At 66.2% G+C, this 17,978-nt stretch carries 20 protein-coding genes; 9 read left to right on the forward strand and 11 right to left on the reverse strand.

The window, feature by feature from the left end; translation table 11 throughout:
* Positions 1 to 4: 4 nt before the first annotated feature.
* The 4 genes from J2S75_RS03895 to J2S75_RS03910 all read right to left on the reverse strand — a co-directional run bounded on the left by J2S75_RS03895 (position 5) and on the right by J2S75_RS03910 (position 2,329).
* The gene (locus J2S75_RS03895; RefSeq protein WP_307018342.1) at positions 5 to 415 is read right to left on the reverse strand and encodes a DoxX family protein; all 411 of its coding nucleotides are present in this window, start codon (positions 413 to 415) and stop codon (positions 5 to 7) included.
* 114 nt (positions 416 to 529) lie between these two features.
* Entirely contained in the window at positions 530 to 931 is a 402-nt protein-coding gene (locus J2S75_RS03900) for a hypothetical protein (RefSeq protein WP_307018343.1), read from the reverse strand.
* A 9-nt stretch (positions 932 to 940) separates the two neighbouring features.
* Positions 941 to 1,447: a xanthine phosphoribosyltransferase gene (gene gpt / locus J2S75_RS03905; RefSeq protein ID WP_307018344.1), complete on the reverse strand. Its 507-nt coding sequence runs from the start codon at positions 1,445 to 1,447 to the stop codon at positions 941 to 943.
* A 135-nt stretch (positions 1,448 to 1,582) separates the two neighbouring features.
* Positions 1,583 to 2,329 carry a competence/damage-inducible protein A gene (locus tag J2S75_RS03910; protein ID WP_307018345.1) on the reverse strand — a complete coding sequence of 249 codons (747 nt, stop codon included), beginning with the start codon at positions 2,327 to 2,329 and terminating at the stop codon, positions 1,583 to 1,585.
* Positions 2,330 to 2,543: 214 nt separating this feature from the next.
* Here J2S75_RS03910 and J2S75_RS03915 point away from each other — a divergent pair, with 214 nt between their 5' ends.
* The 6 genes from J2S75_RS03915 (at position 2,544) to J2S75_RS03940 (ending at position 8,399) form a co-directional block, all read left to right on the forward strand.
* On the forward strand, positions 2,544 to 3,965 hold the full coding sequence (locus J2S75_RS03915; protein WP_307018346.1) for a circularly permuted type 2 ATP-grasp protein: 1,422 nt from the start codon (positions 2,544 to 2,546) through the stop codon (positions 3,963 to 3,965).
* Between the two features lie 129 nt (positions 3,966 to 4,094).
* Positions 4,095 to 4,718: a LysE family translocator gene (locus tag J2S75_RS03920; RefSeq protein ID WP_307018347.1), complete on the forward strand. Its 624-nt coding sequence runs from the start codon at positions 4,095 to 4,097 to the stop codon at positions 4,716 to 4,718.
* Between the two features lie 12 nt (positions 4,719 to 4,730).
* A complete protein-coding gene (locus J2S75_RS03925) occupies positions 4,731 to 5,675 on the forward strand; it encodes an alpha-E domain-containing protein (RefSeq protein ID WP_244376200.1) in 945 nt (314 codons plus the stop codon).
* Between the two features lie 13 nt (positions 5,676 to 5,688).
* Entirely contained in the window at positions 5,689 to 6,525 is an 837-nt protein-coding gene (locus J2S75_RS03930; RefSeq protein ID WP_307018348.1) for a transglutaminase family protein, read from the forward strand.
* A 117-nt stretch (positions 6,526 to 6,642) separates the two neighbouring features.
* Positions 6,643 to 7,383 carry a proteasome-type protease gene (locus J2S75_RS03935; RefSeq protein ID WP_307018349.1) on the forward strand — a complete coding sequence of 247 codons (741 nt, stop codon included), beginning with the start codon at positions 6,643 to 6,645 and terminating at the stop codon, positions 7,381 to 7,383.
* Between the two features lie 269 nt (positions 7,384 to 7,652).
* Complete coding sequence (locus J2S75_RS03940) at positions 7,653 to 8,399, forward strand: SDR family oxidoreductase (protein WP_307018350.1); 747 nt, start codon at positions 7,653 to 7,655, stop codon at positions 8,397 to 8,399.
* A 9-nt stretch (positions 8,400 to 8,408) separates the two neighbouring features.
* Here J2S75_RS03940 and J2S75_RS03945 read toward each other — a convergent pair whose 3' ends face one another.
* The 3 genes from J2S75_RS03945 to J2S75_RS03955 all read right to left on the reverse strand — a co-directional run bounded on the left by J2S75_RS03945 (position 8,409) and on the right by J2S75_RS03955 (position 10,554).
* Positions 8,409 to 9,392 (reverse strand): omptin family outer membrane protease, encoded by a 984-nt coding sequence (locus J2S75_RS03945; protein ID WP_307018351.1) that lies wholly within the window; start codon positions 9,390 to 9,392, stop codon positions 8,409 to 8,411.
* Positions 9,393 to 9,491: 99 nt separating this feature from the next.
* Complete coding sequence (locus J2S75_RS03950) at positions 9,492 to 10,094, reverse strand: exopolysaccharide biosynthesis protein (protein WP_307018352.1); 603 nt, start codon at positions 10,092 to 10,094, stop codon at positions 9,492 to 9,494.
* A gap of 124 nt (positions 10,095 to 10,218) precedes the next feature.
* The gene (locus J2S75_RS03955) at positions 10,219 to 10,554 is read right to left on the reverse strand and encodes an usg protein (protein ID WP_307018353.1); all 336 of its coding nucleotides are present in this window, start codon (positions 10,552 to 10,554) and stop codon (positions 10,219 to 10,221) included.
* 301 nt (positions 10,555 to 10,855) lie between these two features.
* Between J2S75_RS03955 and groES the strand changes: the two genes are divergently transcribed.
* The 3 genes from groES (at position 10,856) to J2S75_RS03970 (ending at position 14,085) form a co-directional block, all read left to right on the forward strand.
* Complete coding sequence (groES, locus tag J2S75_RS03960; protein WP_244376186.1) at positions 10,856 to 11,170, forward strand: co-chaperone GroES; 315 nt, start codon at positions 10,856 to 10,858, stop codon at positions 11,168 to 11,170.
* A gap of 47 nt (positions 11,171 to 11,217) precedes the next feature.
* The gene (groL, locus tag J2S75_RS03965; RefSeq protein WP_307018354.1) at positions 11,218 to 12,864 is read left to right on the forward strand and encodes a chaperonin GroEL; all 1,647 of its coding nucleotides are present in this window, start codon (positions 11,218 to 11,220) and stop codon (positions 12,862 to 12,864) included.
* Between the two features lie 423 nt (positions 12,865 to 13,287).
* Entirely contained in the window at positions 13,288 to 14,085 is a 798-nt protein-coding gene (locus J2S75_RS03970) for an outer membrane protein (protein WP_307018355.1), read from the forward strand.
* 105 nt (positions 14,086 to 14,190) lie between these two features.
* Here the strand turns inward: J2S75_RS03970 and J2S75_RS03975 are convergent, their stop codons facing one another.
* The 4 genes from J2S75_RS03975 to J2S75_RS03990 are packed head-to-tail and all read right to left on the reverse strand — an operon-like array spanning position 14,191 to position 17,943.
* Positions 14,191 to 14,841 (reverse strand): ABC-type transport auxiliary lipoprotein family protein, encoded by a 651-nt coding sequence (locus tag J2S75_RS03975; RefSeq protein WP_307018356.1) that lies wholly within the window; start codon positions 14,839 to 14,841, stop codon positions 14,191 to 14,193.
* A gap of 60 nt (positions 14,842 to 14,901) precedes the next feature.
* Positions 14,902 to 15,948, reverse strand: a complete 1,047-nt coding sequence (locus tag J2S75_RS03980) for an MlaD family protein (protein WP_307018357.1) — start codon at positions 15,946 to 15,948, stop codon at positions 14,902 to 14,904.
* 7 nt (positions 15,949 to 15,955) lie between these two features.
* Complete coding sequence (locus J2S75_RS03985; RefSeq protein WP_307018358.1) at positions 15,956 to 16,786, reverse strand: ABC transporter ATP-binding protein; 831 nt, start codon at positions 16,784 to 16,786, stop codon at positions 15,956 to 15,958.
* Between the two features lie 8 nt (positions 16,787 to 16,794).
* Positions 16,795 to 17,943 carry an ABC transporter permease gene (locus J2S75_RS03990; protein ID WP_307018359.1) on the reverse strand — a complete coding sequence of 383 codons (1,149 nt, stop codon included), beginning with the start codon at positions 17,941 to 17,943 and terminating at the stop codon, positions 16,795 to 16,797.
* Between the last annotated feature and the right edge of the window lie 35 nt (positions 17,944 to 17,978).

Below are 17,978 nucleotides of genomic sequence, written 5' to 3' on the forward strand. Positions count from 1 at the left end.
GTCGTCAGGCCGCGCGCATGCGCTCGGCCAGAATGGCCACCAGCAGCATGCCGCCGAGCACCGAGAGATGCTCGACCGCGACATAGAATTCGAACTGCGCCATCGGTCCCTCCATGCGCCAGAAATGGTGCGCGATGGGGATGGTGAGCAGGGTGAAGATGCCAAGCGCGCCGGCCCCGAGCCAGGTGGCCCGGTTGAGCAGGATCAGCACGCCGCCGATGAGCTGGGTGAGGATGGTGCCCACCGCAAACAGCCACGGCGGGTTGAGCCCGAAATGGGCCATCTCGGCCTCGGCGCCGGCGAAATCGGTGATCTTGGAGATGGCGCTGCCGAGGAACATGAAGACAAGCAGGAGACGCGCGACAAAAGCCGTGATCGGCGAAAGCAGGATGCCGGAGACGAGCGAGGGTGTCATCGGTAGGGACCCTTAAGCGGCACATTTTGCCGCACCCCGGCATAGCGCAAGGGAAGCCGGAAAGGGAAGCCGAAAGGCGAGGCGCACCCTCGCGCCCCGCCGCCCGGCAGGCTCTCAGGACGGACGGCCCGCCTTGTCGTCCGCGCCCTCGTCGTCCTCCTCGCCTTCCGCCTCGTCCTCCTCCGCCCCTTCCGCTTCCTGCGCGGCCTTGGCTTCGGCGATGAATTCGGCGGCGTATTTCTTGGCGTCACGCACGCTGTCGCCCAGCTCGCGGGCGTAGCGGTCGAGATCGAGCCGCAGCCCGCCGACCGAGGGCTTCTCGGTTTCGGAGGCATAGGCGACCATGCGCAGCGACAGGCCGATATCGGAGGCCAGCACCGCCATGAAGCTGTCGCTCAGATCGTGCTCGTCGGCATATTCCATCAGCATGTCGTACAGCGCCGCGCGGTGCTGGTCGAAGGCGGCGTCATAGCCGTCATCGCTGTCGTTCTCGGGCTCGTTGTAGCTGTCGGCCATGTCTTGTCCTCACGCCACCCCGTCGCGGATCGGCGGCTGGAAGCTCAGCCCCATATCCCACGGGAAATAGATCCACGTATCCTGGCTCACCTCGGTGATGAAGGTGTCGATCAGCGGGCGCCCCAGCGGCTTGGCATAGACGGTGGCGAAATGCGCTGATGGCAGCATCTCGCGCACCACCCGCGCCGTCTTGCCGGTATCGACGAGATCGTCGATCACCAGGAGCCCCCGGCCGCCCTCGCCCGCCGCCGCCGTCACCACATCGGCGATCGGCTTCAGCACCTGCATCTCGCCCTGCTTGGTGTAGTCGTGATAGCTGGCGATGCACACGGTCTCGATCAGCCGCACGCCGAGTTCGCGCGCCACGATCGCCGCCGGCACCAGCCCGCCTCGGGTGATGCAGACAATGCCCTCGAACGGCCCCGCGCCGGCCAGCCGCCAGGCGAGCGCACGCGCGTCGCGGTGGAACTGATCCCAGGACACCGGAAAGGCCTTGTTCTGGCGGTCGTCGGTCATCAGGAAGGGTCCCGGCAGGTCGGATCGATAAGGCTCACAGGCGTCAGCGGCGATCATTAGCGGCAGTGCCGCCCCTTCTCCAGTGCCGGAAGGTGGAAATTCCAGCCTTCGCACGGGAAAATCGGACCGGAAGGTTCACGCCCGGCGCGGCAGCGCCGCGACCATGGCCTCCACCTGCGCCACCGCCGCCGCCAGCTTCGCCGCATCGCGGCTGCGCAACACCAGATTGGTGTTCGGGCGGCCATCCTCGCCCATGAACGGATAGCTGCCGATGCTCACCTCGGGGTTGGCCTTGGCGATCTCGCCCAGCGGCCCGCCGACATCACCCTCGCGCGCATCCGCCCGCACCGTCTGCGAGAGCATGCGCACCCCGGTCTTTAGCTTCGGCGCCACCTGGTCGAGCATGGCCTGCATGATGGTGGGCACGCCGGCCATGACGATGACATTGCCGATCCAGAAACCGGGCGCCTTGGAGACGGGATTTTCCACCAGCTCGGCACCGTGCGGGATGCGCGCCATGCGCAGCCGGGCCTCGTTGAGGTCTTCCGGCTTGATATATTCCAGCAGCATGGCGCGGGCGCGCGGATCGATATCGATGCCGACGCCGAACGCCTTGGCGACACTGTCGGCGGTGATGTCGTCATGCGTCGGCCCGATGCCGCCGGTGGTGAACACATAGCTGTAACGCGCGCGCAGCGCGTTCAGGGCGGCGACGATCTCCTCCTCGACATCGGGCACCACCCGCACCTCGCGCACATCGACGCCGATGGCGGTGAGATATTCAGCGATGTAGCCGATGTTGCGGTCCTTGGTGCGGCCCGAAAGGATCTCGTCGCCAATGACGAGAACCGCCGCCGTCACCTGCTCTGCCGAAGCCGTCATCCGATTCCCCTCCCTCACCGACGCCGCCGAAGCTGCCATCTGCCGCCCGCCGCCGCAATTCACCGCAGTTTTCGCCGCAACCGGCGGCACACTGCCTTCCGATTGGGCAATCGGTGCGCAAACTCGCATTTATCGCCGAGAGGCGCGCGCCTCCCCTTCCGCTGGCACGAGCTTTGTAGCTAACTTGGCGGAGTTGGGGAGTACATTTGCACCAATGAGCGTGGCCTTCGACGAAATGACCAACGCGGACGGTTCGATCCGGGCCGCCTACACCGCCCTCTCGCGCTGGTTGAGCGATGTCCCGCCCGATGTGCTGGACATGCGCCGCAAGGAGGCGGAGTTCATATTCCGCCGCATCGGCATCACCTTCGCCGTCTATGGCGACAGCGATGCGCAGGAGCGGCTGATCCCCTTCGACATCATCCCGCGCATCCTCACCGGCACCGAATGGCGCCGGCTCTCGCGCGGGCTGGAACAGCGCGTCAAGGCGCTGAACCTCTACCTCAAGGACATCTATTCCCGCCGCGAGATTCTGAAAGCCGGCGTGGTGCCGGAAGACCTCGTCTACCAGAACCCCGCCTTCCGCCCGGAGATGAACGGCCAGAAGGTGCCGCACGATCTCTATGTCCACATTGCCGGCATCGACGTGGTGCGGGTGGACGCGGAAACCTTCTACGTACTGGAAGACAATGCCCGCACGCCTTCCGGCGTCTCCTACATGCTGGAGAACCGCGAGATCATGATGCGGCTGTTCCCGGAGCTGTTCGCGGACAACCGCGTGGCGCCGGTGGAGAACTACACCGACGAATTGCTGGCGACGCTGAAATCGCTGGCGCCGGCAAGTTCCAGCAGCGACCCCGCCGTGGTGGTGCTCACCCCCGGCATCTACAATTCCGCCTATTACGAGCACTCCTTCCTCGCCGACAAGCTGGGCGTGGAGCTGGTGGAGGGCCGCGACCTCTTCGTGCGCAACGACATCGTCTATATGCGCACCACCGAAGGCCCGCGCCGGGTGGATGTGATCTACCGTCGGCTCGACGACGATTTCCTCGACCCCCTCGCCTTCCGGCCGGACAGTGCACTCGGCGTGCCGGGGCTGATGAGCGCCTATAATGCCGGCAACGTCACGCTGACCAATGCGGTCGGCACCGGCGTCGCCGACGACAAGGCGGTCTACAGCTACATGCCGGACATCATCCGCTTCTATCTCGGCGAGGAACCGCTGCTGAAGAACGTGCCGACCTGGCGCTGCCGCGAAGCGGACCATCTGAAATATGTGCTCGATCATCTGAGCGAGCTGGTGGTGAAGGAAGTCCACGGCTCGGGCGGCTACGGCATGCTGATCGGCCCGCGCGCCGACAAGGCGCAGATCGAGCTGTTCCGCGCCAAGCTGAAGCAGGACCCGACCAATTTCATCGCCCAGCCGACGCTCGCCCTGTCGACCTGCCCGACCTTCGTCGAGGAAGGCATCGCGCCGCGCCATGTCGATCTGCGCCCCTTCGTGCTGACCGGCGCCGACAAGGTGCGCATCGTGCCGGGCGGGCTGACCCGCGTGGCGCTGGAGGCGGGCTCGCTGGTGGTCAATTCCAGCCAGGGCGGCGGGACCAAGGACACCTGGGTTTTGGAGGAAAGCTGAGCGGGCTGCGATCTGACCGTCATCCCGGACGGCCGAAGGCCGATCCGGGATCGTCCGTGGACTAGGTGAGCGATCCCGGCTCTTCGCTGCGCTGCGGCCGGGATGACGCTGGGTGGGAGCGTGTAACAGATGCCGATTGAAACATGGCTGGCCTTCGTCGCCGCCTCGGCGGTCCTGCTGGTGATACCCGGACCGACCATCCTGCTTGTCGTCTCCTATGCGCTCGGCCAGGGGCGGAAGGTCGCCTTTCCCGTGGCGCTCGGCGTGGCGCTGGGCGATTTCACCGCCATGACGCTGTCCATGCTCGGCCTCGGCGCGCTGCTCGCCACCTCGGCGACGCTGTTCACCGTGCTGAAATGGATCGGCGCCGGCTATCTCATCTGGCTCGGCATCAAGCTCTGGCGGGCCGGTGGACAGACGAGCTTCGGTGAAGCGCGCCCGGCGGGCTCCGCCGTCGGCATGATGGCGCATGCCTGGGTGGTGACGGCGCTGAACCCCAAGAGCATCACCTTCTTCGTGGCCTTCCTGCCGCAATTCCTCGATCCGGGCCGGGATTTCCTGACCCAGCTGGCGATCTTCGAGGCGACTTTCCTCACCCTCGCTGCCGCCAATGCCTTCGGCTATGCGCTGCTCGCCGGCCGCCTGCGCGGCGCGGTGCAGAACACGCGCCTGGTCGCCCTCTTCAACCGGGTCGGCGGTTCGCTGCTGATCGCGGCGGGCGTCGCCACGCTCGCCTGGCGCAACGCCAAATAGAACGCGGGTCCCATGCTTTCTCGTACTGCCGACAATCTCTACTGGCTGGCCCGCTACATGGAGCGGGCGGACTGCCTCGCCCGCATCCTCGACGTGACCCAGCGCCTCGCCCAGCTGCCGGCGGCCTATGGCGGCTCCACCAATGAGTGGCGCTCCGCCTTGCTCACCGCCGGCTGCGCCGAGCAGTACAAGGCGGTGCATGGCGACGAGGTGACGGAACAGAACGTCATCAACTTCCTCGCCTTCGCGCCGGAAAACCCGTCCTCGATCCGCAATTGTTTCGAGATCGCCCGCACCAATGCGCGCTCGGTACGTACCGCGCTGACCATGGAGATGTGGGAGACGATCAACTCCTCCTGGCTGGAGCTGAAGCGCTACTCGACCAAGAACATGACGCGCGAGGAGCTGGCGCGCTTCATGTCCTTCGTCAAGGAAACCTCGCTGCGCTTCGACGGCGCCGCCTACCGCACCATGCTGCGCAACGATGCGTTCTGGTTCTCGCGGGTGGGTATGTATGTGGAGCGCGCGGACAACACGGCCCGCATTCTCGACGTGAAATATCACGTGCTGCTGCCGGATTCCGAGCACATTGGCGGCCCGCTCGACTATTTCCAGTGGGCCTCGATCCTGCGCTCGGTGTCGGCGCTGACCTCGTTCCACTGGGTGTATCGCGAGAGCGTCAAGCCCTGGCTGGTGGCGGACCTTCTGATCCTCAACGCGCAGATGCCGCGCTCGCTCACCAGTTGCTACCAGAACATCACCCGCTATCTCGACGATATCGCCAATTACTACGGGCGGCAGGGCAGCTCGCAGCGGCTGGCGCGCTCCACCCTGACACGGCTCGGCAACAGCCGCATGGAGGATATCTTCCAGACCGGACTGCACGAATACATCGACAGCTTCGTGACCGAGAACAACCGCCTCGGCTCCCTCGTCAACGAGCAGTACCTGCTCTGATCCGGCCTGCGTCATGCGTATCCACGTCAACCACGCGACCACCTATTCCTATGATCCGCCGGCCAATGGCGCGATCCAGACCCTGCGCCTGACGCCGCGCAACCATGACGGCCAATATGTCGTCGCCTGGCGCATCGACGTGTCCGAAGGCTGCCAGCTGCGCGCCCATCAGGACGCCTTCGGCAACCTCACCCACACTTTCGCGCTCGACGGCCCGATCAGCGAGCTGCGCGTGCTGGTGGAGGGGGAAGTCGAGACGCAGGACACGGCCGGCGTCATCCGCGGCATCAGCGAGCGCTTTCCGCCCTCGCTGTTCCTGCGCAGCACCGACCTCACTCTGCCCGACACGGAGCTGGCCGCCTTCGCCGAGAGCGCCGGCAAGGGCGAGGGCGACCGCATCGCCCGGCTGCACGCGCTGATGGAGGCGATCGGCGAGGCGATGGAATTCGACGCCGATCCGACCCATGCCTCCACCACCGCCGCCGCCGCCTTCAAGCAGAAGCGCGGCGTGTGCCAGGATTTCGCCCATGTCTTCACCGCCTGCGCGCGCCATATCGGCGTGCCGGCGCGCTATGTCACCGGCTATCTCGTCGGCGATGGCGCCGTGGCCGAGCAGCGCGCCGGTCATCAGGCCGGGCATGCCTGGTCGGAAGCCTATGTGGACGGGCTCGGCTGGGTCGGGTTCGACCCGGTGCTGAGCCAGTGCCCGACCGACGCCTATGTGCGCCTCGCGGTGGGGCTGGATTATCTCGGCGCCGCGCCCGTGCGCGGCAACCGCTATGGCGGCGGCGACGAGCATCTCACCGTCGCCCTCAAAGTGGACCAGTCCAGCCGGCAGGTTCAGGGCTAGTTCGGCCGAGAGCCGTGGGAACATCGCCGCCGAGGTTGCCCGGCGGGAAAGCGGCCCGGTATAAGGGCCCGGGGCAGCGCCGCTTCAGCGCCGGCGCGGATGGGGGAAGTGCCTTTCATGACCTATTGTTGCGGCATTCTGGTGCGTGACGGCCTCGTCATGATCGCCGATACGAGGACCAATGCCGGCCTCGACAATGTCTCGACCTTCCGCAAGCTCCACGTGTTCGAGGAGCCCGGGCGGCATGTGCTGGCGCTGTCGACCGCCGGCAATCTCTCGATCTCGCAGGCGGTGATCAGCACGCTGCAGGAGGGGCTGGAGAACCCGGAGACGGGGGCGAAGGAAACGCTTTCCACCTGCACCAGCATGTTCCGCGCGACGCAGCTGGTGGGCCGGGCGGTGCGTCATGTCTATGACCTCTACGGCGCGGCGCTGAAGGAAGCGGATCTGCGCTTCGACGTGTCCTTCCTGTTCGGCGGGCAGGTGAATGGCGGGCGGATGCGGCTGTTCATGATCTATGCCGCCGGCAATTTCATCGAATGCACCAGCGACACGCCCTTCCTGCAGATCGGCGAGCACAAATATGGCAAGCCGGTGCTGGACCGCTCCATCACCTTCGACACCGATTTGTACGACGCGCTCAAATCCGGCCTGATCTCGATGGATTCGACCATGCGGTCGAATCTCGGCGTCGGCATGCCGATCGACATTCTGGTGGCGCGCCGCGATGGCGGACAGGCCGAACTCAATTACCGCATCGAGCCGGGCGAGCCCTATTTCCACGATCTGCGCGAGCGCTGGTCGGCGGCGCTGCGGGCGGCCCATACCTCGATTCCCCGCCCGCCTTACGGCCGATAGGCCCGTGCATAGAAAATGGGCCGCCCGTCACAGTAGACAGGCCGCCCATTTCACACGGCAGCGCCCATGATCGCGGGCGGCTCCTCCTCACCGTCAGGTGAGAAGCCAGATCAGCAGAATGATCGGAATCGGAATACCAATAAGCCACAAAAGAATCGGCATGATGTCGACCTCCGGTTTGCAAGATGTGATGCTCGCCTTGACAACGCCGGAACTGCTGTAGGGTTCCTAAACTCTCATCACGCCGGTCCATCAATGGGGAGGACACCATGAACGCCAACCGCATCGCCCTCGTCACCGGCGCCGGAACCGGCATCGGCAAGGCCGCCGCGCTCGCCCTCGGCGAGGCCGGCTTCACCGTGGTGCTCGCCGGCCGCCGCGCCGCGCCGCTGGAGGCGGTGGCGGACGCGATGGAGGGCAAGGGCCACCCCATCACCGCCGATGTCTCCGACCCCACCTCGGTGGCGGCGCTGTTCGAGGCGGTGGCGGCGCGCTTCGGCCGGCTCGACGTGCTGTTCAACAATGCCGGCGGCTGGTCGCCTGCCACGCCCATCGAGGACGTGCCGCTATCCGACTGGCAGCATGTGGTGAATGTGAACCTCACCGGCGTGTTCCTGTGCATCCAGCACGCCATGCGGCTGATGAAGGCGCAGGACCCCAAGGGGGGGCGCATCATCAATAACGGCTCGATCTCGGCTCACGCCCCGCGCCCGCTGACCGGCCCCTATACCGCCACCAAGCACGCGGTCACCGGCCTGACCAAGCAGGTGGCGCTGGAAGGGCGCGCCCACAACATCGCCTGCGGCCAGATCGACATCGGCAATGCCGACACCGACATGGCGGTGAAGATGAAGACCGGCATCCTGCAGCCCAATGGCCAGATCATGGTCGAGCCGACCTTCGACCCCGTCCATGCCGGCCGCGCCGTGGCGCACATGGCCAGCCTGCCGCTCGACGCCAATATCCTCATCATGACCCTCATGGCGAGCGGCGCGCCTTTCGTCGGGCGGGGGTGAGGCGGGCGTTCAGAACGCCAGCCGGAAGCCGGCCGAGACGGTGGTCGCCTGGAAATCCATGCCGGAACCATCCTTGAACACATCCAGCAGTTCGCCGGTCACATTGTCATACATGCTCGCATCGCCGGTGCCGCGGAAATAGGTGTCCAGTTCCACCCCGAGATAGAACCCGGCGCTGGCGCTCAGCGCATAATCCGCCCGCGCGCCGATGGTGAGGAAGGGCAAGCTGCCGATATCGTCCTCGAAGCGCAGCTGGCGGAAGTAATGGTGATCGGTGTCGTTGGCGGAGAAGGTCACGCCGCCCTTCACCAGCGCGGTCAGCGTCCACGCCTCGTGGCGGAACTCGGTCTCGGCACCGACGAAGAGGCCCGCATAGCGCTGCTGGTAGTCAATGGCCGGCAGGGAGGTGTAGTCGAGCTTGGCGGTGTCACGGAAGCCGTTGCGGCTGTACAGATAGGGGCCGTCATGCGCGGTCCATTTGATATCGGTGTAGCGGAAGCCCCCCTGCAGGGTGAGATGCCGGCCTTCGCCCAGGGTGAACCGCCGGCCCAGCGCCGCGTCAATGTCGACATAATGGTCGAGCGAAGTGGAGGGATGGGTGGAATAATGGGTCCAGTCCTGCGCGGCGTAGCTGCGCACATAGGGGCCGACCCAGTCGAAATCGCGCATGTGGCTGCTGCCGGAGAGGCCGACCTTGCCATTGGCGGAGAACACCACGTTCTCCCACAATTCCACCTTCAGAGCGGCGGTGACGACCGGCGCCTGACTCTCCCAGATCAGCCGGCTGATCCGGTTGCCGTCCTCGTAGACATATTCATTGGCGGTGATCCAGCTATAGCCGAAGCCCGCGCGCAAAGTGACTTCCTGGCCGGGCGTCGCCAGCAGAAGCTGGTCGGGAATCCCGGACACCGGCAGATCGGCGGCAACCGCCGGCCAGGCCCCGGCGAGCCACAGGCCCGCCCCCGCCAGCAAGCACAATCCACGTCGCACCATGAGTCATCCCCCGCCCCTTTACGTTGAGGAATAGGGGCTGAGAACGACGCCTGTCCAGCGCCCACTAAGGTGTTGCCACGTCTTCTTTTTCCGACGGTTTCAGAACACCGCCAGCGCACCCTGGAACAGCAGCCAGCTGAGCAGGCCCATCACGCCGAAGCTGACCAGCGTCGCCACCACGCCGGCGAGAATGAACACGCCGTCGCGCTCCACGAGGCCGAGGCCGAGAATCACCACGGCGATGCCGGGCGGCAGGTTGCCGAAGATGGGGATCGGCAGCAGCAGCAGCAAGCCGAGCACCACCACCAGCCCGCCGAGCACGAAGCGCGCCGAAGGCGAGGAGAAATAGGGCAGCCGCGGGCGCGAATAGCTCTCGAAGCGGCGGATCAGCTTCAGCGAGCCATTGACGATCTTCTCCAGCAGCGCGCGGGAAAGGGTGCGGTTGGCCAGCCAGCGCGGCAGCCACAGCTCGTCGCGACCCAGCAGCATCTGCCCGCCGACAAGGCAGAGGAGAATGCCGCACAGCACCGGCAGGCCGGGCGGCATGGGCAGGCAGTTCGGCAGGCCGAGCAGCAGGATGGACAGGCCGAAGGCGCGGTTGCGCAGCGCATGCACGATCTCGCCCACGCCGATGCGCTCCGCCGAATGGGCGGTGACGATCGCCGAGAGCAATTCCGACGTGCGGGGAGAACGATGATCCACCAGCGTGACCAGCTGCCTGACTTTCCTCGGGCGCCGGACCGGCCCCCTCTTCCGCGCTCAATAGCACGTCGCGCGCGGCAAGAAGAGGGCGGGCACGCTCAAAAGAAAGGCAGGCTGCGCGGCCTCAGTTCAGCCGGAACTCGCTGTCCACCCGCCGCAGTTCCGCCGGGCCGATGAGCCGCGCATGCGCCACCCGCACGGAATGCAGCGGGCCTTCCAGCTCGCGTGCCCAGAAGTCGAGGAAGCGCTTCAGTTCGGGGAAATGCGGGCAGAGGTCGTAATGCTGCCAGAGGAAGCTCTGCAGAATGCCGGGATGGTCGGGCATGCGGTAGAGGATATGGGCGGTGGTGAGCCCGTAGCCTTCCAGCTGACGGCGGAAATCCGCCGAGACGCGCCCCCCTGCCCCTTCCGTCGCGGCCGGCGACGCAACACCACGCGACGAACCTTCATGATCGGTCATGCGGAACCTCCTTTCGTGACGAGAAGGAAGTGTGCCGCCGGCACGAGCGCGCGGCAAGGTTAAAAATCGTGATAGACGTTTAAAATCAATGCATTAGCAGCATATGCGACGGAGTGCTGACAGCAACTCTCCCGTCGTGTTGGCACTCTCTTTCCGAGACTGCCAATTTTTTGCCGCCCGCACCTTGCGCCCCCTTTCCCCGGCGCCTAGATGTCGCACGGCACCGCGCGATACCCCATGCCGTCCGGGCTGGCGGGCGCGGTGGCAGGATCAAACGATCGTTCACGATTGGAGAGAGCCGATGAAGTTCCGTCCCCTGCATGACCGTGTGGTGGTCAAGCGTATCGAAGCGGAAGAGAAGACCGCGGGCGGCATCATCATTCCCGATACGGCCAAGGAAAAGCCTTCGCAGGGCGAAGTCGTCGCCGCCGGCCCCGGCGCCCGCGACGAGGCCGGCAAGCTGGTCCCCCTCGATGTGAAGGCGGGCGACCGCGTGCTGTTCGGCAAGTGGTCGGGCACCGAGGTCAAGATCGACGGCGTCGACTACCTCATCATGAAGGAGTCCGACATCCTTGGCGTGCTCGAAGGCGTCGCCGCTTCCAAGAAGGCCGCCTGAGCCAGCCTCTTCCCGCTGCTCGCAACGCATCACCGGAGTAAAGATTCATGTCCGCCAAAGAAGTTAAGTTCGCTGGCGACGCGCGCGAGAAGATGCTGCGCGGCGTCGACATCCTCGCCAACGCCGTCAAGGTCACGCTCGGTCCCAAGGGCCGCAATGTCGTGATCGAGAAGAGCTTCGGCGCTCCCCGCATCACCAAGGACGGCGTCACCGTCGCCAAGGAGATCGAGCTCGAGGACAAGTTCGAGAACATGGGCGCGCAGATGGTGCGCGAAGTGGCCTCGAAGTCCAACGACCTCGCCGGCGACGGCACCACCACCGCCACCGTGCTGGCCCAGGCCATCGTGAAGGAAGGCGCCAAGTCGGTCGCCGCCGGCATGAACCCGATGGACCTCAAGCGCGGCATCGACCTCGCGGTCGAGGCGATCGTCGCCGACCTCAAGAAGAACGCCCGCAAGGTGACCTCGAACGCCGAGATCGCCCAGGTCGGCACCATCTCCGCCAATGGCGACTCCGAGATCGGCAAGTACCTCGCCGAGGCGATGGAAAAGGTCGGCAATGAGGGCGTGATCACCGTCGAGGAAGCCAAGACCGCCGAGACCGAGCTCGATGTGGTCGAAGGCATGCAGTTCGACCGTGGCTATCTCTCCCCCTATTTCATCACCAATGCCGAGAAGATGCGGGTCGAGTTCGAGGACCCCTACATTCTCATCCACGAGAAGAAGCTCTCGGGCCTGCAGGAACTTCTGCCGGTGCTCGAAGCCGTGGTGCAGACCTCCAAGCCGCTGCTGATCATCGCCGAGGACATCGAGGGCGAGGCGCTCGCCACGCTCGTCGTCAACAAGCTGCGCGGCGGCCTGAAGGTCGCGGCGGTGAAGGCTCCGGGCTTCGGTGATCGCCGCAAGGCCATGCTGCAGGATATCGCCATCCTCACCGGCGGCACCGCCATCTCCGACGATCTCGGCATCAAGCTCGACACCGTGACGCTCGCCATGCTCGGCCGCGCCAAGAAGGTCGTGCTCGAGAAGGAGAACACCACGATCGTCGACGGCAATGGTGCCAAGAAGGACATCGAGGACCGCGTCGCGCAGATCAAGGCGCAGATCGAGGAGACCACCTCGGACTATGACCGCGAGAAGCTGCAGGAGCGCCTCGCCAAGCTCGCCGGCGGCGTCGCGGTGATCCGCGTCGGCGGCGCGACCGAAGTCGAAGTGAAGGAAAAGAAGGACCGCGTTGACGACGCGCTGCACGCGACCCGCGCGGCCGTGGAAGAAGGCGTGCTGCCGGGCGGCGGCGTGGCCCTCCTGCGCGCCATGAAGGCGCTGGACGGTGTCGTCACCGCCAATGCCGACCAGAAGACCGGCGTCGACATCGTCCGCAAGGCGGTGCAGTACCCGGCGCGCCAGATCGCCAGCAATGCCGGCGAAGACGGCTCGCTGATCGTCGGCCGCATCCTGGAGAAGAACGACTACGCCTTCGGCTTCAACGCCCAGACCGGCGAATATGTCGACATGTACAAGGCCGGCGTCATCGACCCGGCCAAGGTGCTGCGCTCGGCGATCCAGAACGCGGCCTCGGTGGCCTCGCTGCTGATCACCACCGAAGCGATGATCGCCGACATTCCGAAGAAGGGCGGCGCGGCCCCCGCCATGCCCGGCGGTGGCATGGGCGGCATGGGCGGCATGGACTTCTGAGGAAGTCCATTCGCCCCCGCTTTTCGCTGAGTGCCTGAGCCGGGCAAGCCCGGCTCAGGTGGCGGCAGGGACTTCCTCGGGAGTCCATTCGCCCCCGCTTTTCGCTGAGTGCCTGAGCCGGGCAAGCCCGGCTCAGGTGGCGGCCGGGACTTCCTCGGGGGTCCATTCTCCCTCGACTTACGAAAGGGCGCGGCGCAAGCCGCGCCCTTTTTCGTCGGCGAGGACGCGAGGCCATTGGACCGTAACCTTACACCGGCGGGGCGGGCGACATGCCTTTCACCGGCAGCAGAACGGTATAAAACAACCAGAAGTGTCGTATTTCCGACACACCACCCGGAACAACGCGCGGGGTATCCACCCACGGCCGAACCTGTTGCCGGCAATGTCATTATCCCGGCAGTCCGTTCACCCTTGGAGAACCCCATGAACCGTTCGCTGCTTCTCGGCGCAGCCGCCCTGCTGGCCACCGGCACCGCCAGCTTCGCCGCCGACCTGCCCTACCCCGTCAAGGCCGAGCCCGTGCAGGTGTTCGTGCCGGCCTTCTCCTGGACCGGCTTCTATCTCGGCGGCAATGCCGGCTATGCCTGGGGTGAATCCAAGGCGACCGACGTCTTGTTCTTCGACAGCATCGGCGGCGTCTATACGCCGGGCGGCCTCTATGCCGGCAGCGACGTGAACTATGGCAACATGGACGGCTGGGTCGCCGGCGGCCAGATCGGCTATAATTACCAGTTCACCAACAATGTGGTGGTCGGCATCGAGGCCGATTTCCAGTGGACCGGCGCCGAGGACAGCCACTCCTTCTACGCCACGGTGGACGGCCCCTACTACCAGACCAGCGCCGAGCTGGAATGGTTCGGCACCGTGCGCGCCCGCCTCGGCTATGCCTTCGACCGCCTGCTGGTCTACGGCACCGGCGGCTTCGCCTATGGCAAGGTCAGCAGCTCGACCACGGTGATGGGGCTCGACGGCGCCGGCGCGCCGGACTTCACCACCGCCGCCACCGGCTCGCATGACAATGTGAACACCGGCTGGACGCTGGGCGCCGGTCTCGAATACGCCATCACCGACAACTGGATCCTGCGCGGCGAATATCTCTATGTCGACCTCGGGGACACCAACGTGACCAGCTATCTCGCCGGCGCCCCGGGCAGCTATGTCAGCGCCAAGGCGGACCTGACCAGCAACATCGTCCGCGCCGCGATCAGCTACAAGTTCTGATCCATCCAACCGCGTTCCGACACGCACGAAAAAGCCCGGCGCGAGCCGGGCTTTTTTGCATCTGGGGCGAGGGCTGGAGCTGGCGCCACGCGGCGCCGCGCCGCCTCAGAACCGGCTGGAAGCCCAGCGCACCAGTTCGACGAACACCTGGTCGGAGGCCTGATCGAGCGCCGCCGTCGCGTCCGGCCCGCTGGTGGAGGCTGCCGGGGCACGGGCGGTGAACACCTGCGCGGCGACGATGCGGCCGGAACTGGCGCCGACGATCTTCACCGACACCTCGACCACCGCCACCGGCCCGCCATCATAGGTGCGGATGCCGAAGGCGCGCAGATCCGAAAGCAGCGTGTAGTCGGCGTTCAGACCGTCGCCGGCCCGGCCGACGGAACGGGCGCGGTTGCCGTTCTCGAAGGATTCGATCAGCCGCGCCTGGAACAGCGCCGGCAGCCGGTCGCTCCACTGCGCCTGGTCGAGATAGGTGATCTGCCCGGGCTGCGGCTCGACCACGATCCGCTCGGTATCGAGCACTGCCAGCGCGGTGGGCGGGCCGACCACCAGCAGGCCGGAGCCACGACGCGGGGCGTTGAAATCGGCGGGGGCGCTGAGATCGAAGGTCGGCACCGCCTTGTCGCCGCCGGACAGCAGCGTGCCGCAGCCGCCGAGCGACAGTGTCAGCATCAGCAGGCCGACCGTGCCGGCAACCCGGCCCGGCCGCATCCTGCGCCCGGCGGAGCGGGCGCCCATCTCGTCACAACTCACGCGAACGCCCCTGCCCCCGTCGCCGGCTTCCCGAATTCCCATCATATGGCGCCCCATCGCCTAGCGCCCATTGTAGCTGGGTACGTTCGACCCGCCAAAGATGAACTGGCGCGGATTGCGCTCGAAATTCCGAAAAACGCGCTCGATCTCGCCCAGCGTCCGCCGTCCGTCCACCGCCAGCGCCTCGTATTGCCGCAGGCCGGGACCGGTGAACTTGTTGAGATTGGCGGAAAGCTCGGCGGTGCGGGTATCGAGATTGGCGGCGAGCTTGCGCACTTCGGCGGCCGCGCCGGAGATCTCGTCGAACATGCCCTTGCCTTCCTCGCTCGTGGTCATCGCGTTCACATTGTCGAGGATCACGTTGACCTTGTCGGCCATGGTGCCGAGCTGGGCGGTGAAGGCGCTGATATCGTTCACCGTATTACCGAGCTTCTCCGGGTCGACGGAAACCACCAGCTTGTCGAGATTGTCAGCCAGCGAGGAGATGCGCTTCGCCGCGCCGCCCATTTCCTTGAGGAAGGTGTCGATGTTGCCGGAGTTCTCGCCGAGGGCGGCGGTGAACTTGTCGACATTGTCGATCACCGAGGAAATCTTGGCATCGTTGGCCTTGACGAGGTCGTCGACGCGGATGGCGATGTCGTTGACGCGGCCGAGCACCTCGCGGGCCGTGCGCATCAGGTCCTGTACCGCCGAGGTGTCGGCGTCGATCCGCGGCAACTGCCCTTCTGCCGGCGCGGGCAGCGGCGTCGCCTGGGTGGAGCCGCCGACGAGGCCGACCGAGGCAAGGCCGGTGAGCAATTGCGAATCCAGCGTGGCGCGGGTGTCGGACTTGATCGGCGTGTCCGGCTGCACCGCGATGCGGGCGATCACCTTGCGCGGATCCTGCGCGTCGAGGCGCAGCGCCGTCACTTCACCGACGGGAATGCCGTTGAAGGTGACGGCCGAGCCGGTCTGCAGCCCGCTCACCACACCGCTGAACACCACATCATAGGAGGTGCGCGGCCCGCGGCTGGCCGAGCCGGTGAACCACCAGACGAAGGCGAACCCCGCCGCGACGACGGCCAGGGTGAACAACCCGATGATCGTGTAATTGGCGCGTGTCTCCATGGTCTCCTCAGCGCGCCCCCTCAGAACCGAAGCCGGCGGCGCGCGCCCGCTTTCCGTGGAAATAAGCCGAAACCCAGGGGTGCTTCGACGCCAGCATGGTGTCGATCGGCCCCACCGCCACGACCTTGCCGTCGGCGAGGGCTGCGATGCGGTCGCAGACCGTGTGCAGGCTGTCGAGATCGTGGGTTACCATGAATACGGTCAGCCCCAAAGTCTGCTGCAACGTGGCGATCAGTTCGTCGAACTCGCCGGCGCCGATCGGGTCGAGGCCCGAGGTCGGCTCGTCGAGGAACAGGATTTCCGGGTCGAGCGCCAGCGCCCGCGCCAGCGCCGCGCGCTTGATCATGCCGCCGGAAAGCTCGGAAGGCGCCTTTTCCGCCGCATCGGCGGTCAGGCCGACCATTTCCAGCTTGGCGATGGTGAGCTCGTCCATCAGCCCCTGCGACAGATCGAGATATTCGCGCATCGGGAACTGGATGTTCTGGCGCACGCTCAGCGAGGAGAACAGCGCCCCCTGCTGGAACAGCACGCCCCAGCGCTGCTCCAGCGCGCGGCGGCCCTCGAAGGTCAGCCCGTCGAGATCCTGCCCGAACACCGCCACCGTGCCGGCGCGCTTGGGCACCAGCCCCAGAATGGTGCGGGTGAGCACCGACTTGCCGCCGCCGGACGCACCGACGAAGCCGAGAATCTCGCCGCGCATCACGTCGAGCGACAGCCCCTTGAGAATGGTGCGCTCGCCAAAGCCGACCACGAGGTCGCGCACATGGATGATCGGCTCGCCCGGCGCCACCTCGGGAACCGCGCCATTGGAAGCCTGGGTTGCGCTGTCCACCTGCATCGCCGCCCTCACATGTCGATCGCGGCGAAGAACATGGCGAACAGCCCGTCCACCACGATCACCAGGAAGATGGCCTTCACGACGGAGGCGGTGGTGTGGGCGCCGAGCGATTCGGCGCTGCCGCCCACCCGCATGCCCTCCATGCAGGCAATGAGGCCGATGATCGCCGCCATGAACGGCGCCTTGATCATGCCGACCTCGAACGTGTTCAGCGCGATGGCCTCCTGCAGCCGGGTGATGAAGATTTCCGGCGAGATGCCGCCATAGAGCCAGACCACCAGCCCGCCGCCGAACAACGCGCACATATTGCCGATGAAGGTGAGCAGCGGCACGGCGATGATGAGCGCGATCAGACGCGGCAGCACCAGCACCTCATTGGGATCGAACCCCATCACCCGCAGCGCGTCGACCTCCTCGCGCATGCGCATGGAGCCGAGTTCGGCGGTGAAGGCGCTGCCCGAGCGTCCGGCGACCATGATCGAGACGATCAGCACGCCGAGTTCGCGCAGGGTGAGAATGCCCACCATGTCGACGACATAGGTGGTGGCGCCGAATTTGCGGAAATGGAAGATGCCCTGCTGGGCGATGATGCAGCCGATGAGGAAGGTGATCAGCGCCACGATCGGCACCGCGCGCAGCCCCGTCCGCTCCAGATGATAGATCATCGAGGTGAAACGGAAGCTGAGCGGGCGCACCAGCACCCGCAGCAGCGCCGCCACCACCGCGCCGATGAAGGACAGCAGCGCCAGCCCGTCCTCGGCCGTCGACGCCATCGTCTTGCCGATGAGCTGAATGCCGCCGAGAATCGGATTCACCCGCCGCCGGCGCGGCGGATGGGCGTGGCTGCCCTTGATGATGTCGTCGAGCAGCGGGCGGAAGCGGCGTTCCAGCCCGACGATCTGGAAGCGGATGTTCGCCTTGTCGAGCGCCTGCAGCAGCCGGTCGAGCACCACGGCGCCGAGCGTGTCGAGGCTGCGCACGCCGGAAAGGTCGATGCGCGCGGTCTCGCTCGCACCGGAAGCGACCTCGGCGAGGGCGGCATCCACGGAGCCTTCCAGCGCACGGCCCTGCCCGGCCACCCAGCGGCCATTGCCCACGAACACGAGTTCGCGGCCATTGCGGGCGGTGGCCAGAAGCGGCGCTTCAGCAGCTCCCAAGATGACCCTCCCTGCGGACACGACCACGCCACGGG

The sequence above is a fragment of the Ancylobacter polymorphus genome (assembly GCF_030813495.1).
GTDB classification, from domain to species: domain Bacteria; phylum Pseudomonadota; class Alphaproteobacteria; order Rhizobiales; family Xanthobacteraceae; genus Ancylobacter; species Ancylobacter polymorphus.

Bases quoted from the DNA above. Each gene is read 5' to 3' on its own strand.
- J2S75_RS03925 (WP_244376200.1), top strand. From the start codon at position 4,731: ATGCTTTCTCGTACTGCCGACAATCTCTACTGGCTGGCCCGCTACATG.
- J2S75_RS03920 (WP_307018347.1), top strand. From the start codon at position 4,095: ATGCCGATTGAAACATGGCTGGCCTTCGTCGCCGCCTCGGCGGTCCTG.
- J2S75_RS03985 (WP_307018358.1), bottom strand. From the start codon at position 16,786: ATGCAGGTGGACAGCGCAACCCAGGCTTCCAATGGCGCGGTTCCCGAG.
- J2S75_RS03980 (WP_307018357.1), bottom strand. From the start codon at position 15,948: ATGGAGACACGCGCCAATTACACGATCATCGGGTTGTTCACCCTGGCC.
- J2S75_RS03910 (WP_307018345.1), bottom strand. From the start codon at position 2,329: ATGACGGCTTCGGCAGAGCAGGTGACGGCGGCGGTTCTCGTCATTGGC.
- J2S75_RS03895 (WP_307018342.1), bottom strand. From the start codon at position 415: ATGACACCCTCGCTCGTCTCCGGCATCCTGCTTTCGCCGATCACGGCT.
- J2S75_RS03955 (WP_307018353.1), bottom strand. From the start codon at position 10,554: ATGACCGATCATGAAGGTTCGTCGCGTGGTGTTGCGTCGCCGGCCGCG.
- J2S75_RS03935 (WP_307018349.1), top strand. From the start codon at position 6,643: ATGACCTATTGTTGCGGCATTCTGGTGCGTGACGGCCTCGTCATGATC.
- J2S75_RS03970 (WP_307018355.1), top strand. From the start codon at position 13,288: ATGAACCGTTCGCTGCTTCTCGGCGCAGCCGCCCTGCTGGCCACCGGC.
- J2S75_RS03945 (WP_307018351.1), bottom strand. From the start codon at position 9,392: ATGGTGCGACGTGGATTGTGCTTGCTGGCGGGGGCGGGCCTGTGGCTC.
- J2S75_RS03930 (WP_307018348.1), top strand. From the start codon at position 5,689: ATGCGTATCCACGTCAACCACGCGACCACCTATTCCTATGATCCGCCG.
- groL (WP_307018354.1), top strand. From the start codon at position 11,218: ATGTCCGCCAAAGAAGTTAAGTTCGCTGGCGACGCGCGCGAGAAGATG.
- groES (WP_244376186.1), top strand. From the start codon at position 10,856: ATGAAGTTCCGTCCCCTGCATGACCGTGTGGTGGTCAAGCGTATCGAA.
- gpt (WP_307018344.1), bottom strand. From the start codon at position 1,447: ATGACCGACGACCGCCAGAACAAGGCCTTTCCGGTGTCCTGGGATCAG.
- J2S75_RS03940 (WP_307018350.1), top strand. From the start codon at position 7,653: ATGAACGCCAACCGCATCGCCCTCGTCACCGGCGCCGGAACCGGCATC.
- J2S75_RS03900 (WP_307018343.1), bottom strand. From the start codon at position 931: ATGGCCGACAGCTACAACGAGCCCGAGAACGACAGCGATGACGGCTAT.
- J2S75_RS03915 (WP_307018346.1), top strand. From the start codon at position 2,544: ATGAGCGTGGCCTTCGACGAAATGACCAACGCGGACGGTTCGATCCGG.